At 44.0% G+C, this 17497-nt stretch carries 14 protein-coding genes and 1 pseudogene; 10 read left to right on the forward strand and 5 right to left on the reverse strand.

Features of this window, described 5'->3' with window-relative positions; genetic code table 11:
• Nucleotides 1-83: 83 nt before the first annotated feature.
• The 7 genes from F6J90_RS17260 (at nucleotide 84) to cobN (ending at nucleotide 11402) form a co-directional block, all read left to right on the forward strand.
• Nucleotides 84-914: an oxidoreductase gene (locus tag F6J90_RS17260; RefSeq protein WP_293095954.1), complete on the forward strand. Its 831-nt coding sequence runs from the start codon at nucleotides 84-86 to the stop codon at nucleotides 912-914.
• A 55-nt stretch (nucleotides 915-969) separates the two neighbouring features.
• Nucleotides 970-1944: a proline iminopeptidase-family hydrolase gene (locus F6J90_RS17265; protein WP_293095956.1), complete on the forward strand. Its 975-nt coding sequence runs from the start codon at nucleotides 970-972 to the stop codon at nucleotides 1942-1944.
• Nucleotides 1945-2227: 283 nt separating this feature from the next.
• Nucleotides 2228-2971, forward strand: a complete 744-nt coding sequence (locus F6J90_RS17270; RefSeq protein ID WP_293095957.1) for a hypothetical protein — start codon at nucleotides 2228-2230, stop codon at nucleotides 2969-2971.
• 1 nt (nucleotide 2972) lies between these two features.
• Nucleotides 2973-4097 carry a DNA (cytosine-5-)-methyltransferase gene (gene dcm, locus F6J90_RS17275; RefSeq protein ID WP_293095958.1) on the forward strand — a complete coding sequence of 375 codons (1125 nt, stop codon included), beginning with the start codon at nucleotides 2973-2975 and terminating at the stop codon, nucleotides 4095-4097.
• 535 nt (nucleotides 4098-4632) lie between these two features.
• On the forward strand, nucleotides 4633-5805 hold the full coding sequence (locus tag F6J90_RS17280; protein WP_293095959.1) for a sugar-transfer associated ATP-grasp domain-containing protein: 1173 nt from the start codon (nucleotides 4633-4635) through the stop codon (nucleotides 5803-5805).
• A 540-nt stretch (nucleotides 5806-6345) separates the two neighbouring features.
• Entirely contained in the window at nucleotides 6346-6669 is a 324-nt protein-coding gene (locus tag F6J90_RS17285) for a c-type cytochrome (protein ID WP_293097808.1), read from the forward strand.
• A 368-nt stretch (nucleotides 6670-7037) separates the two neighbouring features.
• Nucleotides 7038-11402 (forward strand): cobaltochelatase subunit CobN, encoded by a 4365-nt coding sequence (cobN, locus tag F6J90_RS17290; RefSeq protein WP_293095961.1) that lies wholly within the window; start codon nucleotides 7038-7040, stop codon nucleotides 11400-11402.
• Here the strand turns inward: cobN and F6J90_RS17295 are convergent, their stop codons facing one another.
• From F6J90_RS17295 to F6J90_RS17310, 4 genes are all read right to left on the reverse strand, one after another.
• On the reverse strand, nucleotides 11403-11528 hold the full coding sequence (locus F6J90_RS17295) for a hypothetical protein (RefSeq protein WP_293095964.1): 126 nt from the start codon (nucleotides 11526-11528) through the stop codon (nucleotides 11403-11405). It abuts the gene before it with no gap.
• A gap of 72 nt (nucleotides 11529-11600) precedes the next feature.
• Nucleotides 11601-12485, reverse strand: coding sequence for a family 10 glycosylhydrolase (locus F6J90_RS17300; protein WP_293095967.1), 885 nt, complete (start codon nucleotides 12483-12485; stop codon nucleotides 11601-11603).
• A gap of 535 nt (nucleotides 12486-13020) precedes the next feature.
• The gene (locus F6J90_RS17305; RefSeq protein ID WP_366513775.1) at nucleotides 13021-14157 is read right to left on the reverse strand and encodes an AAA-like domain-containing protein; all 1137 of its coding nucleotides are present in this window, start codon (nucleotides 14155-14157) and stop codon (nucleotides 13021-13023) included.
• A 726-nt stretch (nucleotides 14158-14883) separates the two neighbouring features.
• Entirely contained in the window at nucleotides 14884-15291 is a 408-nt protein-coding gene (locus tag F6J90_RS17310) for a hypothetical protein (protein WP_293095969.1), read from the reverse strand.
• A 153-nt stretch (nucleotides 15292-15444) separates the two neighbouring features.
• On the opposite strand from F6J90_RS17310, the pseudogene F6J90_RS17315 reads away from it, so the two are divergent.
• From F6J90_RS17315 to F6J90_RS17325, 3 genes and pseudogenes are all read left to right on the forward strand, one after another.
• A pseudogene (locus F6J90_RS17315) lies at nucleotides 15445-16641 on the forward strand (transposase).
• An 8-nt stretch (nucleotides 16642-16649) separates the two neighbouring features.
• On the forward strand, nucleotides 16650-16967 hold the full coding sequence (locus F6J90_RS17320) for a hypothetical protein (RefSeq protein WP_293095972.1): 318 nt from the start codon (nucleotides 16650-16652) through the stop codon (nucleotides 16965-16967).
• 104 nt (nucleotides 16968-17071) lie between these two features.
• Entirely contained in the window at nucleotides 17072-17338 is a 267-nt protein-coding gene (locus F6J90_RS17325; protein ID WP_293095974.1) for a DUF4359 domain-containing protein, read from the forward strand.
• A gap of 19 nt (nucleotides 17339-17357) precedes the next feature.
• On the opposite strand, the gene F6J90_RS17330 is transcribed toward F6J90_RS17325, so the two are convergent.
• On the reverse strand, nucleotides 17358-17483 hold the full coding sequence (locus F6J90_RS17330) for a hypothetical protein (protein WP_293095976.1): 126 nt from the start codon (nucleotides 17481-17483) through the stop codon (nucleotides 17358-17360).
• Nucleotides 17484-17497: the final 14 nt, after the last annotated feature.

The following is a 17497-nucleotide window of genomic DNA, read 5'->3' on the forward strand; positions in this document are numbered from 1 at the left end:
GTAGCAGTAACAAAATCTCTGAAAGTCGCTAGTTTCTCAGTTTAAGATTAACAAGTCAATTACACACAGGGAACTTCAATATCATGGCAAATGGTAAATCCAAAGTCGCACTGATTACCGGGGCATCATCGGGTATGGGCAAAGAAATGGCCAAATCTCTGCTGAAGGATGGTCTGACCGTAGTAGTGGCGGCACGTAGTGTCGAGAAAATGGCTGACCTAAGAGAGTTGGGTGCTCACCCACTGCGTATGGACATCACCGATGAGGCAAGTATCCAGGCTGCCGTGAATGAAATTCAAGACACTTATGGCAAGGTCGATGTTCTAGTCAATAATGCTGGCTTTGGATGCTACGGGACAGTGGAGGAAACCTCTATTGATGATGCCCGCTACCAGTTCGAGGTCAACATTTTCGGCCTTGCCCGACTGACCCAGTTGTTGTTACCAAAGATGCGAGAAGCTCGCTCGGGCAAGATCATTAATATTAGTTCGATGGGTGGCAAGATGTATACACCCCTGGGAGCTTGGTATCATGCCTCTAAGCACGCCCTCGAAGGTTGGTCAGACTGTCTGAGATTAGAACTGGCTGCTTTTAATATTGATGTTGTGATCATTGAACCTGGTATCATCCGAACCGCATTTGGGAATGTACTTATGGGTCCAATGCTGGAGCGGTCGGGAAATGGCCCCTATGCTAAACTGGCCAACAGTGTTGCCAAGGCCACCGAAAAATCCTACAACAGCGGTAGCGGTTCCTCTCCAAAGGTGATTGCCGATATTGTCTCGAAGGCGGTTAAAGCACGCAAACCAAAAACTCGCTATGTTGCCGGTCAATTTGCAGCACCAATGATCTTCATCCGAAAGTGGTTTGGCGAACGCATTTTCGATTGGGTGATCATGAGTAGAGTAAAGTGAAATATGGTTGTTTGCTTCTCTGGCAAACTCCTAATCAGATTCCGATGAAGGTCACATGCAGAGCAAAGATAGTTTTCCCACCGAGTACTTGAACTATACTGGTCGCAACGACCTGTTAAGTGGCGGTGTGAAGATGATACCCATCGACACATCGAAGGGAACCTTCCAGGTCTGGACCAAGCGAATTGGCAATCATCCGACGATGAAGGTACTGCTCCTGCATGGCGGGCCCGGTATGACCCATGAGTACTTAGAGGCATTCGACAGTTACTTTCCTGCAGCCAGCATCGAGTATTATTACTATGATCAACTCGGCTCTTACTATAGTGACCAGCCGAATGAGCCAGAGTTAGTGGAGTTGGCACGCTTTGTGGATGAGGTGGAGCAAGTGCGCCAAGCCTTAAAGCTGGATCAAGAAAACTTCTACCTTTATGGCCACTCCTGGGGCGGTCTTTTGGCTATGGAGTATGCCTTGAAGTACCAACAGCACCTCAAGGGTCTGATTGTCTCCAACATGATGGCCAGCGTCCCAAAATACAACGAATATGCCCATAACGTACTGATGCCTGGCATGGATCCGGTTGTTCTGGCAGAGATCCAGGGTTATGAAACCTCTGAGGATTACCAAAATCCGCGCTATATGGAACTGCTAATAGAGCACCACTACGTTTACCATGTCCTGCGTATGCCATCGGAAGATTGGCCGGATCCATTGAACCGTAGTTTTAAGCACCTAAATGCGGATATCTATGTCCCGATGCAAGGACCATCCGAGCTTGGTCTTAGAGGCAAACTCATAGATTGGGATCGTTCCGGTAACCTAGGGCAAATCGAAGTGCCAACTCTGGTTATTGGTGCCCAATACGATACGATGGATCCTGAATACATGGAATGGATGGCGGTCGCGATGCAAAATGGCCGTTACCTCCACTGCTCAAACGGTAGCCACCTAACACTTTACGACGACCAGCAAGTTTATTTTCAAGGTCTGATCCAGTTCATCCAGGACGTAGATGCAGGCCATTTCTGAGTAATTGTGAGCACTGATCTTCGATTGGAAATCTGAGGTTTGGTTTTTCTGCCTCATCTGGTGATATCGGATTGCTTGAGTTTTTAGGTGCTTTGTTCCAAGAGTGGGTTTCGCCCCGCTGACCTTAACCGTTAGACTTTGCTGAGTATCAGTAGATGGTCTTGAGAACTGTTAACATTGACTTTGTCTTTGGGATGTGCTTCCATTGTCAAGCACCAAATGCACTACAGTTGCGTGTACCTAAAGGTGAGAGCGATCGCAACATTGGGCTAGACAAATCATTATGGATCAAATCATAGCAAAGGTTTTCTTAGAATGCGTTCGCGCAATCGATGCCAGCGAGTTGATAAGTCGCGTTTCTTCCACGGACAAAGAGTTTAGCTTTCAAAATTGGTTTGCTGTTCGTCTTGAAAGGCTTTCCTTGAACTTCGATGAACCTTCAAGAAATGCTTATCCAGACTTCAGGCTTGTTGATTTCCCCCTTGGCTTCGAGATAAAAGGATTAGGATTTCCAGGCAGGGAAGCAAACTATGACTGCAATAGTCAAGTGCCCTCAGGTCTGCATAATGGCAGGACAATTTACTATGTGTTTGGACGATACCCAGCAAAAACCAAGGAAAAGAACTATCCAGTCTATGATCTTGTCATGTGTCATGGCAATTTATTAAATGCAGACCATTCTTATATCCATAAAAATAAGAATATTAAAGGTTTCGGTAGCTATGGAGACATTATGATTCGTGACAGAAAAATGTATGTTGCACCTACACCATTTGCCCTTACGGATGGCACAGAACGCCAAGTTACTCTGATTGCTCCAACTGGCTTTAAATGTGGTATAGATTTAAAACACTCGGGTACTATCACACGTATAGAGACTCCAAGGCTGATCAGGGGTTATTACTTTGATATGATTGAACATACGCTTACACCTTCCTATATAGATAATCCCAACGCAGGAAAGAAACACACATTTGAAGTTTTTCGTGCAGCAAAATCTTTAGGACCAACAGTCACTCTTCGTTGATATGGAACTTTCATTCACAAGTCTTTTTTCTGGTGCAGGTGGCTTAGACCTCGGCTTTGAAATGGCTGGTTTTAAACATCTATACTCCACAGATATTGATACATGGAGCGTTAAAACACTCCGTAATAATCGACCTGAATGGGATGTTGAAGAAGCTGATATTCGAGAACTATCAGAAAGAGATTTACCTGATAGTGATGTAATTTTAGCAGGCGTTCCATGTCAGGGCTTTTCACTGGGGGGGAATCGAAAGGAAAACGACGATAGAAATTTTCTGTTTCAAGAAGTTGTCCGAATGGCAAAGATCAAGAAGCCTCGCTTTATCGTAATTGAGAATGTTCTAAATCTCAGGACAATGAAAGAACCCAAAAGTGGAAAGCCTTTTGTTGACGTAATTTCAGAGCATTTCAAGAGTCTTGGATACTACATAAAATATAATGTATTCAGAGTATCTGGTTTTGGAGTGCCTCAAACGAGAAGAAGATTTATTTTTATTGCCAGCTTCGACCGATTTCCCTCAGCTTTTCACTGGCCCACGCCAGAGCCAGATACACCAGCATCAGCCTATTTAGCTGATCTGGCTGCCAATCCATTCATTTCCCTTCCTAATCATTGTCCTGAATGGGGGTTCAAAAGCCGTGTTCATGAGGAGACTGGAAAGGCATTTGATCCTACTGAGACCCCTGTACCATGTAGATTCTCTCGAACTGGATCTGACGGACACCCAATAAGATCTTTGGATGCCCCATTTCCTGCTATTGATACTGGAACTATTTGGGGGTGGGCTCAGGGAAATGTGGTGGCACAAAGAAAGGAAAAAGATCGCGTCAATGGGCAATTTGTAAGGAATCCAAATATTAACTTAAAGCTATGGCGTATCAGTGCAAGCCGTCTGCGACGCTTTACTAATCGTGAATATGCCCGACTTCAAACTTTCCCAGACTCATGGGTATTTCATGGAGGAAATAAACGTCATGTCCACCAGCAGATTGGCAACGCTGTTCCTGTACAATTTGCCTATCGAGTTGCCTGTTTTCTTCAAGCAGTTTACCAAGCACAGTGTTTAGGCCAACCAATGAATTTATTTACTAATAATACGGTATTACAACTGGAATTGAATTTATAACTCAATAATTTGATATGCTCAAGCCGATTCGTAGGTTGCTTTGAATGACAAAGCCTAACAAGACCCCGGGCAATTCCTAGGGGTTTTAACAGGGTGACAATGGGCAGGTCGAACTGGAGATTATTATAGGGATTCCCAGTTAGGCTCCCAGTTACCACCTTTTTACCCCGCTTTACGGATTGGTTACCATTCCCTACTGTAGCGGTAATTCTGTCACCCCAGTACCAGGGCAGAGGGACTTTCACTGTTACGGTTATTCAGTTACAAGGCGCGAGGCCTTGCAATTTTTCCCTAAGTCATAATAGCCTAATTTAGGATAAAGCAATCCCACACACCTGGCTGTACCTGAGGCTCCGTGTTTGACGGCCTCCGGGCACATTTGTCAGACTTGGCCGCGCAGGTCAACCCCACCATTAGAGGGAATGGGAGCAGATTTCCAAGCTGACAAAAGAGCGCCGCTAAATATTTTCTGTTTTGGTATATCAAAACAGAAATAAAACCTAATTTTATGGGATTTTGTTGACATTAATAATGTATGTATAACCTTAATTGTTTTTTTCAAGCTGCTAATGTTTCACAGCGCCCAATCCTAGAAATTGCCTTGGAAGCTTTGAGGCTCCGATTCTCCTCCCCTTATCTCGATCTATCCGAGTATCTAGATTTTCAACTATACCTTAATGACCTTACTTTCTCCGAAAAAGCAGCATTTTGTGGACATCGCATGCAATCTACTCTTATAGAGATAGTAGTCGATGAATACTCTAAATTTATGGCTATTGACAAGGTGACAATGTACTTCTTGTTTCGTGCTAGTGGTTTTCCGACACCCGAGATTCATGCAATTTATCGGTCTCGTCGCCCAAGTGTTTTACTAAATATTGCTACACCACAAGACCTTGAAGACTACCTTAGAAAGCCAGGATCATTGCCGATTTACTTTAAGCGGTCTTCAGGTTCCTATGGTCACGGTAATACCTTGGCTGATCACTTAAATGGCGACATGCTCCACCTTGGTACTGGTTCTTCAGAACCACTCAGGGATTTTTGTTGCTCTCTTGATGACGGAGGAACCCTGGGATGGATTTTGCAGGAACCTCTCACTGCTCATTCTGAAATTGCTGAGATCTCTGGTACAGATAAAATTTCGGGAATCAGAATACATACCATTTTATTGGACTCTGGCCCGCAAATAATGAAAGCAATCTTTAAAGTAAATGTGGGCAATTTAGACTGTGACAATTTTGATCATGGTACAAGTGGAAATTTGTTGGCAGCTGTAGATATCAAAACGGGTAAAATCTTCCGTATTATCTCTGGTACTGGCCTGAATCAAATTGAAAATCCTTTACATCCGAAAACTGGCAGGAATCTACTTGGATTTCAGATCCCCTACTGGAACAAGGTAGTCGAACTTGTACTCGAAGCACATCTGGCATTTCCAGGCTATCTTTGTCCTGGTTGGGATGTTGCTATTTGTGAGACTGGACCAACAATACTTGAGCTTAATTACTTTGGTGATCTGAAGCTTTCTCAGCATGCCTATCGGCGTGGATTTATCGATCCAGAATTCAGGGATTTTCTCCAGATTTGGAAAATTAATAAAATGCTCTACATGACACCAGAAAGAAGACGAAAACTCCTAGCTTCATCTGGGGCATCATCAATTAAGGGACATGTTGGCATAAAAAGACATCATTGGCAATGGTAATTAAGAACAAATTTTCCGGTTCAAAAAAAATAAACTAAACTAATACAATAAAATAAAAATTATATCTCCAGAAGCGTCATTTGATGAGTATTATACCCTTTATTATCCTAAGCCTTATGTTGCTGCCTTGCTCAAATAAAAAAATTATTACTTACCCTTTTATGCTATGGAGCTTCTCAGATGCTCAAACGGTAGCCACCTAGCACTTTACGACGACCAGCAAGTTTATTTCCAAGGTCTGATCCAGTTCATCCAGGACGTAGATGCAGGCCGTTTGTGAGTACTGGTGAGCACCGATTTTCGATTGGAAATCTGAGGTTTGGTTTTTCTGCCTCATCAGTTAAGATCGGATGGCTTGAGTTTTGAGGTGGTCTGTGTTGCCTAACTATTGACCACAGCGGATGCTCTGGGGGGTGGCGAAGATGGGGCTGCCCAAAAGATGGTGACGCACCACTAGCCTCAAGGCCGTTATCTAAGATAGTTTGGGAAACAATTGAAAGAGAGATTCATATGAAGTTTCAAAGAATGGTTTGTGTCATCATGTTTTTTGTGACCGTGACCTTCGGTTTGTATCCTGGTAATGCGTGGGCTAATGGCGACCCATCCAAGGGGAGGGCATCATTCGCAGTCTGTAGTACGTGTCATGGTCGCAAAGCCGAGGGGATGGAGTCCTTAAACGCACCCAATCTGACTGGTCTACAAGACTGGTACATGCTGACCCAGTTGAAGAATTTCAAAAACGGAATACGGGGCAATGACCCTAAAGATATCTACGGCCAGCAAATGCGACAGATGGCCATGACCCTGACGGATGAGCAAGCGATGAGAGATGTGATCGCCTACATCAAGACCTTAAGACCTTGAAATGAGTTGACGTCGTTCGGAAAAGAAAGCAGGTCTTCTGACCCCCTTTTTTTAGGACTAATCAGGATATCCTGTAGGTTTGGTTGACATAGGAAAGCCAACATCTGAGATTTATAGAATAATCGGCATTGCTGAATCTTTGAATGAATATGAGTAGGGTGGGGATCCTGGCCGTCCGGAAATGAAACGGGCAAGATGCCCGTTCCACGCCTGATGCCCGTTCCACGCCTGATGCCCATTCCACAGGTGCGACCCAAGGGCGCGAGCAATCCCTCGCGCCCTTGGAGGGGCGCACCTACTCTTAAAATCATTCCATTATTAAGCAACGCCGTCCCTTGCCCTAGGATCAACGAATCGCACCCTAAACTATGCATCGCATCGCCGCTACTCCAGGAGGATGGAACCCTGAAGCTGAAGGGGTTATCTTCATCGAACAAACCCCAGCACCGATTATTTTCCTGACTGCTGCTGACACGGATATCCAAACCCTAGCCGCATCAGTATCCCAACTTCCCCCAGATTTCCCAGCTATCCGAGTCGCTAATCTGTTGCAGTTGCAGCAACAACTAACCATTGATACCTATGCTGAGGATATCTTGGCCAAAGCACGGATTATCATTATCAGATTATTGGGGGGACGATCCTACTGGTCCTATGGCTTAGAAGTGCTCAAAGAGACAGTAGAACAAACCGGCGCTAGGTTACTGGTTTTACCAGGGGATGACCGACCAGATCCTACCTTAACTAGTCACTCCACAGAAACTATTCCGATAGTGAATCAATTATGGCGCTACTTTACAGAAGGCGGTGTTGAGAATTTCACTAACGCTCTGAAATTTGTGGCAGATGTATGCCTGGAGCAAACGAATAATCCACCAGCACCAAAACCTGTGCCTCGGGTTGGGGTTTATCCATGGCAATCGGGGATAAAGGTTAACAGGTTGAAGGTTAACAGGTTGAAGGTTAATAGGTTGAAGGTTAGCAGGTTGAAGGTTAGCAGGTTGAAGGTTAGCAGGTTGAAGGTTAGCAGGTTGAAGGTTAATAGGTTGAAGGTTAGCAGGTTGAAGGTTGAAGGTTGGGAGGATAAGCAGCAACCAAATAACCTACCCGAAGGCAACGCCAAGGGCGAACAACCGACCCTACTCGAACGCCAAAGGCGAACAACCAAAACAAACCTTGGCCTTTCGGCCACGCTACGCGAACAACCTTCAACCTTCAACCAAACAACCTTCAACCAAAACCAACCTTCAACCAAACAACCTTCAACCAAACAACCTTCAACCAAACAACCTTCAACCAAACAACCTTCAACCAAACAACCTTCAACCTTCAACCAAAACAAACCTTCAACCAAACAACCTACTGGCAATCTTAAAGTAGGTATTTTGTTCTACCGTGCCCATTACTTAGCGGGAAATACAGCACCGATTGATGGGTTATGTCAGGCTTTGGTAGAACGGGGCTTGGAACCGGTGCCAGTATTTGTCTCTTCTTTACGGGATCTAGAGGTACAACGGGAATTGTTAGGCTATTTCCAAAATCCCGATAGCTCTAGTAGTGCGATCGCAGTGTTGCTTAATACGACTAGTTTCTCGGTGGCTAAGTTGGATGCTGAGGTACATCAGTTGGAGTTGTGGGAACGGCTTGATGTGCCTGTGTTGCAGGTTATTTTAAGTAGTGGCACGGTGGAACAGTGGGAGTCTGGGTTTCAGGGATTGATGCCCAGGGATACTGCTATGAATGTGGCGTTGCCAGAAGTGGATGGGCGAATTATTAGTCGTGCCATTTCCTTTAAGTCGGCGCAACGGTGGAATCCTGCTCTGGAAACGGATGTGGTGGTTTATGAACCAGTATGCGATCGCATTCAGTTTGTAGCAGATTTAGCCATGAATTGGCTACGGTTAGGGCAAACCCTACCGAATCAGAGAAGGGTTGCTCTGATTTTAGCTAATTATCCCAATCGAGATGGCAGGCTGGCCAATGGAGTAGGATTAGATACCCCGGCCAGTTGTGTAGAGATTTTAAAAGGGTTACGGGATGCTGGGTATTGGGTTGAGAGGATTCCAGAAACTGGGGATGAGTTGATTGAGTGGTTGACCGCTGGGGTGACGAATGATCCGGAAGGATGGCAGTTACGTTTGGTACGACAAGAGTTGAGTTGGCAGGAGTATTGGGACTATTTTCAAGGGTTACCGATAGCGGTTCAAAAGGGAATCCGTCAGCGTTGGGGAGAGTTTGATGTTAACGGTAAACACAGCAAGGATGGTAAGGGAGAGATAACCGAGATTTCAGGATTTCCGATTTCAGGGATTCAGTTGGGAAATGTGTTTGTAGGGATTCAACCGTCTCGGGGTTATGATCTTGACCCAGCTTTGAATTATCATGCTCCCGATTTGGAACCAACTGATGGGTATTTGGCATTTTATTATTGGTTGCGGAAGTGTTTTGGTGCCCAAGCAATTGTTCATGTGGGCAAGCATGGGAATTTAGAGTGGTTACCGGGTAAGAGTGTGGCCTTGTCAGAGTGCTGTTATCCAGAAGTGGCCTTGACAGCCATGCCTCATTTGTATCCATTTATTGTCAATGATCCCGGAGAGGGAGCTCAAGCAAAGCGTCGCGCTCAAGGGGTGATTATTGATCATTTAACCCCTCCCATGACTCGTGCTGAACTTTATGGTCCTCTGCAACAGTTGGAGGGATTGGTTGATGAGTATTATGAAGCTCAAAGCTTAGATTTGTCTCGGTTGCCAATTATTCGCGTCCGCATTGTTAAACTTATCATTGACGAGCATTTGCACGAAGATTTGGGGATTGCAGTAGACGATATTGAAGCTGGAAAATCGGAAATTACTAATCAAATTGATGCTTATCTTTGTGAATTGAAAGAAGCTCAAATTCGAGATGGATTACATGTGTTTAGTCAATGTCCCCAAGGACGTCAATTGCAGGATTTAATAGTAGCAATTGCTCGTCATCCAGGAAAGAATCGCATCGGCTTAACTCGTGCTTTGGCTCAGGATTTGGGTTGGGATTTTGACCCCCTGACGGAAGATTTTTCAGTGGTTAAGGATATAGAAAAAAGCAAGATAGATGCGATATCAAAAATAATTAAAAGGCAAAAGGCAAAAGGCAAAAGGCAAAAGGCAACAGAGGAATGCTATAGTGATAGAGTTACTGTTGGTGATTTCAAGGAACAGGCAAAAGGCAAAAGGCAAAAGGCAACAGAGGAATGCTATAGTGGTAAATATACTGTTGGAGATTTGGTTGAAGTATTGGAAGAAGAAGCGTCTGAATTAGTAAAACAAATCAATTCCCCATTAGCGATTACTGATTATCGATTACCGATTAGTCAAACAACAAAACAAGAATTAGATTGGATTCGCGATCGCCTGTTACCAGCACTGCAAGAAACTAATCAGGAACTCACCCAATTGTTAAGGGGATTAGATGGGAGATATGTACCGAGTGGGCCATCGGGTGCGCCGACTAGAGGACGACCGGACGTTCTGCCCACTGGTCGCAATTTTTACTCTGTTGATATCCGTGCCATACCCACAGAAACAGCTTGGGATGTGGGGAGAAAGGCAGCTGAAGTGCTAGTGGAGCGCTATACCCAGGAAAATGGTGAGTATCCCAAAACCCTAGGGATTTCGGTATGGGGCACATCTACCATGCGTACCGGGGGAGATGATATTTCCGAAGCTCTGGCGTTGTTGGGAGTGCGACCGATTTGGGATGGGTCTTCACGGCGGGTGATAGACTTTGAAATCTTGCCAGTGTCTGTGTTACAACGTCCCCGGGTGGATGTGACCCTGCGCATCTCTGGCTTCTTTAGAGATAGTTTCCCCAATTTAATCGACCTATTTCACAATGCAGTAGTTGCTGTGGCAAGCCTGGATGAATCACCATCAGACAATCCTCTAGCAGCCCAGGTGAAACAGGAAACAGACTATTGGTTACAGGTAGGGTTGAGTCAGTCCCAAGCCCAAATGCGATCGCACTACCGTATCTTTGGCTCGAAACCAGGAGCCTATGGTGCCGGGTTACAGGGTTTGATTGAATCTCAAAACTGGCAAGATGAGCAGGATTTAGCTCGCGCTTACATTAACTGGAGTAGTTACGCCTACAGCTCATCTTCCCCCAAAGGAGCCCCAGAAGCCTTTGAGCAGCGTCTCAAACAAATGCAAGTTGTATTACACAATCAGGATAATCGGGAACATGATTTACTCGATTCAGATGATTATTACCAGTTTCAGGGGGGGTTAACCGTAGCGGTGCGGGGGTTAACTGGCAAAAATCCTCAAACCTACTTTGGTGATAATTCTATCCCTGAAAAGCCCAAAGTTCGACAGCTAAAGGAAGAGATTGCCCGAGTGTACCGTTCTCGTGTAGTGAATCCTAAGTGGATTGAGGGAGTTATGCGCCATGGTTACAAAGGAGCATTTGAAATGGCAGCAACGGTAGATTATTTGTTTGCCTATGATGCTACCGCTAATTGTGTGGCAGACCATATGTATCAAGGAGTAGCTCAGGGGTATTTATTTGACTCAGATGTGCAAGAGTTTGTCCAACAAAAAAATCCATGGGCCTTGCGAGATATGGCAGAACGCTTACTGGAAGCCAATCAGCGGGGATTGTGGCAGTCAGTTGCACCAGAGACCTTAGAGAAATTGAGAGCGATCGCATTACAAGCAGAAGCAGTGATTGAAGGGGAAAATTTTGGGATTGTATAGCTAGGGAACAGGGAATAGGGAATAGGGAATAGGGAGTAGGGAATAGAAATATGTTTTAACCTTTACTTCGACTGCTATAGCGCTACGCGCAAGGCAAGAGGCAAAGGGAAAAAGGCAAAAGTTCACTACAACAGCTTTTGCTGCTTGTATAAATGTCCTAAGCTTAATGCGTAGTGCTATATAGTTAGACGCTTAAGTCTATTTAACATAAAATTGCTTTAACTTAGAAGCTATGTCTTCTGGATTTGTCCCATTAGGAAACACTAAAATGGCCTTAATTTTGTTGTTATCAATTATTTCTGGTAAGCGATGTAATTGTTGATCAGAAATAGCAATTCCATCATAGGTTTCGGCATAATCTACTTCTTTGGTAAAATTTTTATCATTATAAGCTTGAATAAAAACTCGATCTACATTCCATTTTGGCCAGTCGGCAGCAAAATATTTTTTAGCCCAATAAGGATTATGATGACAAAGATCAAAACTAACCTTTGGGTTAGCTTGTTTCATAGCACCGATCATTTCTTGTGAAAAAGCGGTTAACTTATTAGTGCGATTTACTTTACCTGGCAACTCGGCATGGTAACCCAGATAATCGTCCCATTGGACTGCATCAATTTTAGGATATTTTTCGACAAATTCTACTAAAATATCTCTAAAAAAATTAGCAACTTCAGGAATTTCTACATCAAGAATATAATGCTCGATTCCCGGATAGGTGCGGTCAACGCCCGGTACAACCCATTTGCGTTCAATAGCTAAATCAAAAATCGGGCTATTTTTATCTATTTTAATACCTTTTTCAAAGTAAGCATGAACTTCCATGCCGTGTTTGTGTGCTTCATCAATTAGCCAAGTTAACCAGAGGTCGCGAAACTGATTAGGACAACTTTTATAACCAAAAGTTTTTTGCATCACTTCACTAGTGTACATAGGACAAATATTACCCCATACACCATGAATAATCGTATTAATTCCTTGAGAATGATAATGACGAACTTGTTTTCTAATCTTCTCTTCACTAGCATTATTAGTTACGTTATAACGACTTATATAAATTCCTCTGATTGCTTTTTTATCCAAAGGAGTTTGAGTTGTTGGTGATGCTGGCTGATGATTAGGTTTAACAATTGGTGTTTGAGGTTTTTGAGGTTTTTGAGCTGTTATTGGTGTTGATGAAGCTGGCTGATGATTAGGTTTAACAATTGGCGAATTTGGTAAGGAAGGTGCGGTGGTTACGCGAGGCTAGGAGCCGAAGGTTCTGGTTCGGCGGTCGTCGAATTTAAACCAGGAATAGCTATGGGGAGATTTTGAGGAATAGCTATTGGGAGATTTTGAGGTAATTTGCTAATCATGGCGAAACCTCCTTGATGGTTCAACCACCAATAACCACCGCCTAAAACCAGTAAGATGACAGAAATAGGAATATTTGCGCATCCACATCCACTGTTTTCATTATTTTTATTCGACATCGTAAAATTATTGCCTAGCAAGAGTTTGGGAGATTATTTTAAGTTATTTTAAGCGGCTGAAGCCAAAAATCCAGGTATAGCTAGGGTTTTAGTCGCTTAAAGTAACAGTCTGGCATATTAAATCCAGAAGAGCCAAACTTTTGAGCTTAGGGACGCAGATTCTCTAGTTGTTTGGTAACCCATTCACGATTAAAAATTGCTTGATAGATAGGGTTGTTCACCCTTAGCCATCCTTGTTGATTAACCACCAAACCCGATAGCAGCAATTCGTTGCACTCTTGGCTGTTATCCATCTTTACATCATCTCCAGCTAAAATATGCTGATAAAGTCCCAGCAATTTGTCAGCATAATATTTATTACTCTTATTACTCAAAAGGCGAGCCGAGATGCTTCGGAAATGCTCGGGTTCATCCTGGGATTCCCAATTATCAATAATGCGAGTGTGTACGATTCTCTGTACCCAAGATGCCTCATTACCAGGAGCAATAGTCAACCCGACCCTTACTGAGTCTACCACCAACTGACATAGTTTTTGGGTCAGAAAGGGTTGTCCTCCTGTCCAAGCCAGTATCTCCTTGAGAATCGTTTTAGGGTTACCCCCTGTTCCCTCTAATCCCTTGGCAAGGGGATATGCTTCATGGAATTCAAAGCCATGTAGTTCTATGGCTTTCCCGATATTAAACGGTGTCCGCTTTTTGGCAGTGATCAAATCCCTTGGCTTAGCTACCCCGAACACAGCAAAGACAATGCGATTATAGTCGGGATTAATTACTCTTTGGTTATAGCAGAATCGGATTAGGGCAAAAAAATCATCAACGGGAAAAGGTAAGTTGAGAATAGTATCAATTTCATCAATGAAGATAACAATTCGTTCAGTAGGAAATTTTACCAGCAGGATATCTTCCAGGAAATTACTCAATCGCTGAAGCAGTGAAAGATACTCTTCCTGGTGCCACCAGGATTGGAAATTCAAGTCACCGAATAACTTAAACCCTCGTACTAACTCAGCAACCACTCCTTTGTACCACTGAGTTGGGGTAATTGTTTCGCTACCGATGCGCGTCATATCAATAGTGCTGCATTTAAATCCTTCTTGTTGTAGTTGATGTCTGATGCGCACCGATAGAGAAGACTTACCCATTTGTCGGGGAGCCATAACATAACAAAAATCACCCCTTTTTAAGGCGTTATAGAGTTGGATGTCGCCTTGTCTTTCTACATAGCTAGGCGCATCACTGGCTAGACTACCACCGACTTGGTATAGATGGTCATTTTTAATCATTAAATTGTGAGGTTTTATCAGCTGCTTTACGGACATAAATCTAAAAAAATAAGGTTATTAAAATATTTGTAATAACTGAATTACTATAACCATAGTATAGCATTTACAAATAGGTTGTAAACAATAAACTGGATTTATCATAACCTCAAAAAATTAGCAAAGCTCTTTAATAAGATTGCAGCTTACCTGTTCATTGTGTAAGCATTCAGCCGTCAGCGGTCAGCCGTCAGCAGTCAGCTATCAGCTTGTAGGGTGGGCAAAAAGCGATGCAGCGCGGTCTTGGGGGTTTCCCCCATGAGCGACTGCATCAAGACACAGTTTGATTGTTTTGAGTATTCTAGATTATATTACTTTGCCCACCCTACTTTAATTCGTCTGATAGCTGATAGCTGATAGCTGATAGCTGATAGCTGAATGCTTACTTCATTGTTACCTTTTTTCATCAAATTTACCTTTACATATCATTTAAAAAATATATATCTAAAACTCTAAGCATAGCTTGTGAATAAAGTGTGAAAATATCCTAGGAACTGAAATTGTCAGCTTATGCGCTACGCGCACAGCTTTTAGTTAGGGAAAGAAAAACTTCATATCGGCGAAAATAGAATTAGATCAAGTCCGGTTAATCATTTTGAAAATAGCAGATTTAGCAGCAATAGCAATCAATAGGTTAAATTTTCCGGAATAGACCCACAACATAACGAAAAAAATATTTAACCAAGGAATTTAACTGGGCTTCCCATCAGTCGAGGTTAGCCAGCCAAGCCAAGCCAAGCCAAGCCAAGCCAAGCCAAGCCAAGCCAAGCCAAGCCAAGCCAAGCCAAGCCAAGCCAAGCCAAGCCAAGCCAAGCCAAGCCAAGCCAAGCCAAGCCAAGCCAAGCCAAGCCAAGCCAAGCCAAGCCAAGCCAAGCCAAGCCAAGCCAAGCCAAGCCAAGCCAAGCCAAGCCAAGCCAAGCCAAGCCAAGCCAAGCCAAGCCAAGCCAAGCCAAGCCAAGCCAAGCCAAGCCAAGCCAAGCCAAGCCAAGCCAAGCCAAGCCAAGCCAAGCCAAGCCAAGCCAAGCCAAGCCAAGCCAAGCCAAGCCAAGCCAAGCCAAGCCAAGCCAAGCCAAGCCAAGCCAAGCCAAGCCAAATCATGTTGACCGAAAATCCTGAGGGCGCAAGCCCCTAAATTCCATTTATGGGGTTAGCCCGAACAGGAATTTATTCCCTAACCATCCTGGAACTTCTGCTATGGGGATATCGACTATAATATTAAGTAAAGCCAGTAAATCAAGGAGGTGATTTTAGGTGTTGGTAATGGAGTTCAAGGCTGTCCTTAAAGAGTCTCAAAAATTAGCAATAAATGAGGCAATTAGAACGGCTCGCTTTGTCCGAAATAAAGTACTTCGGTACTGGATTGATAATCGTGGAGTGGGCAAAAAAGAATTGTACCGTTACAACACCCAAATACGCGAAGAGTTCAAATTTGTCAAAGACCTGAACAGTCATGCATGTCAAGCCTCAATTGAAAATGTGGAACGGGCAATAAAGCGGTTCTACGACAACTGCAAGAAAAAGGTGCCTGGGAAGAAAGGATATCCCCGATTCAAAAAGCGTTCTAGGTCAGTTGAGTACAAGCAATCTGGCTGGAAGCTATCCCCAGACAAAAAGTCTATCAAATTTACTGATAAGAAAGGGATCGGGAAGGTTAAACTCAAAGGAACCTGGGACTTATGGCGCTTCGACCAAAAACTGATCAAGCGGGTCAGAATAATCCAAAGGGCGGATGGTTATTACGTTCAATTTTGTGTCAAATTAGACAATCACGAACAACTAGAAGCTACCGGTTTTATTGTTGGCTTGGACGTAGGACTGAAATAATTTTACACCGATTCTGATGGTTACTCTGAACCTAATCCAAGGTTTTATCGCAAAGGCGAGAAACGCCTGAAGTTTTATCAACGTCGAGTTTCTCGAAAGAAAAAAGGCTCATCCAATCGCAAAAAGGCAATTAATAGACTAGGCAGGACTCACCTCAAAATAAGTAGGCAGCGTAGTGAACATGCGAAGAGACTTGCACGTTGCGTAACTCGGTCTAACGACTTGGTCGCCTATGAAGACTTGAAGGTAAAAAACTTAGTAAAAAATCACTGTCTTGCCAAGTCTATTAATGATGCTGGTTGGTATCAATTCCGGGAATGGTTGGAATATTTTGGTAAAAAGTTTGGCCGAATAACTGTCGCAGTTAATCCTGCTTATACTACCCAAAATTGTTCTCAGTGCGGCGAGGTTGTGAAAAAGTCACTATCAACTAGGACTCATACCTGTAAATGTAGCTGCCAGCTAGACAGAGACCATAACGCCGCCAAAAACATCCTATCTAGAGCCTTGAGTACGGTGGGGCACACCGGAACTTTAAGCAACGCTTGGGGAGAGGATGCCTCTACTTTTCTTGGTTCCGGCCTGGAAAAGCAAGTAACCTCGTTGAACCAAGAATCCCCCTGATTCTATCAGTGGGGAGTGTCAATAATCATCCTATGGCTGAGCGGGTAGAGTGCATCTGCTCAAAGCTGTTTGACCCGGTGGGTGGAATGGGCATCTTGGTGGAACGGGCATCTTGGTGGAACGGGCATCTTGGTGGAACGGGCATCTTGGTGGAACGGGCATCTTGGTGGAACGGGCATCTTGGTGGAACGGGCATCTTGGTGGAACGGGCATCTTGCCCGTTATCAATATTTTCCGGGCGGGCTGTCCCAACACTGGCGGTGCGTTACGGGCAGCAACCTAACACTGAGAAAGAGGCGGAAAATCAAGGCGAGCCCGTCCCGTAACGCACCCTACGCACCCTACGCAACTAATTACCAACATTTAATAACAAGAAATTATGTATCAGCGCATCAATAGCACAGTTTTCTTAGCTTTAGTGTCCAGCATTATGGCACTCACCAATCCAACTAAAGACGCTTATCTTGATCATGCGTCATGGCACTTACATGATACTTACTGCCAACAGAAATCCCTTCCTCTTGGGGTAAAAGCAGCTTGTTTTGTTGGTAAACCTTTACCACCTGATGTAGTTAAGCCAGTGATCGAAAGCTACACTCGTCACCAAAACTATTTCCTTTTCAGTATCTATACCACCAACTTCTGGGGTAAAAAATTCCACACAGTTGGGCTAGGGGGCAAATTTTTTATGCTTTAATTATGTAAGCTATCAGCTATCAGTTATACCAAAGGGAACAGGGAACAGGGAACAGGGAACAGGGAGTAGGGAGTAGCGATGCAGAGGTGCGACCCGTGGCGAATTTAATTCGCCACGGGTCGCACCTCAAGAATTTGTACTTCACCAAATTGCAAACCG

It is taken from the genome of Moorena sp. SIOASIH (assembly GCF_010671925.1).
Taxonomy (GTDB): domain Bacteria; phylum Cyanobacteriota; class Cyanobacteriia; order Cyanobacteriales; family Coleofasciculaceae; genus Moorena.

Bases quoted from the DNA above. Each gene is read 5' to 3' on its own strand.
- F6J90_RS17310 (WP_293095969.1), bottom strand. From the start codon at position 15,291: ATGATTTGGCTTGGCTTGGCTTGGCTTGGCTTGGCTTGGCTTGGCTTG.
- F6J90_RS17280 (WP_293095959.1), top strand. From the start codon at position 4,633: ATGTATAACCTTAATTGTTTTTTTCAAGCTGCTAATGTTTCACAGCGC.
- F6J90_RS17305 (WP_366513775.1), bottom strand. From the start codon at position 14,157: ATGATTAAAAATGACCATCTATACCAAGTCGGTGGTAGTCTAGCCAGT.
- F6J90_RS17285 (WP_293097808.1), top strand. From the start codon at position 6,346: ATGTTTTTTGTGACCGTGACCTTCGGTTTGTATCCTGGTAATGCGTGG.
- cobN (WP_293095961.1), top strand. From the start codon at position 7,038: ATGCATCGCATCGCCGCTACTCCAGGAGGATGGAACCCTGAAGCTGAA.
- F6J90_RS17260 (WP_293095954.1), top strand. From the start codon at position 84: ATGGCAAATGGTAAATCCAAAGTCGCACTGATTACCGGGGCATCATCG.
- F6J90_RS17270 (WP_293095957.1), top strand. From the start codon at position 2,228: ATGGATCAAATCATAGCAAAGGTTTTCTTAGAATGCGTTCGCGCAATC.
- F6J90_RS17265 (WP_293095956.1), top strand. From the start codon at position 970: ATGCAGAGCAAAGATAGTTTTCCCACCGAGTACTTGAACTATACTGGT.
- dcm (WP_293095958.1), top strand. From the start codon at position 2,973: ATGGAACTTTCATTCACAAGTCTTTTTTCTGGTGCAGGTGGCTTAGAC.
- F6J90_RS17325 (WP_293095974.1), top strand. From the start codon at position 17,072: ATGGCACTCACCAATCCAACTAAAGACGCTTATCTTGATCATGCGTCA.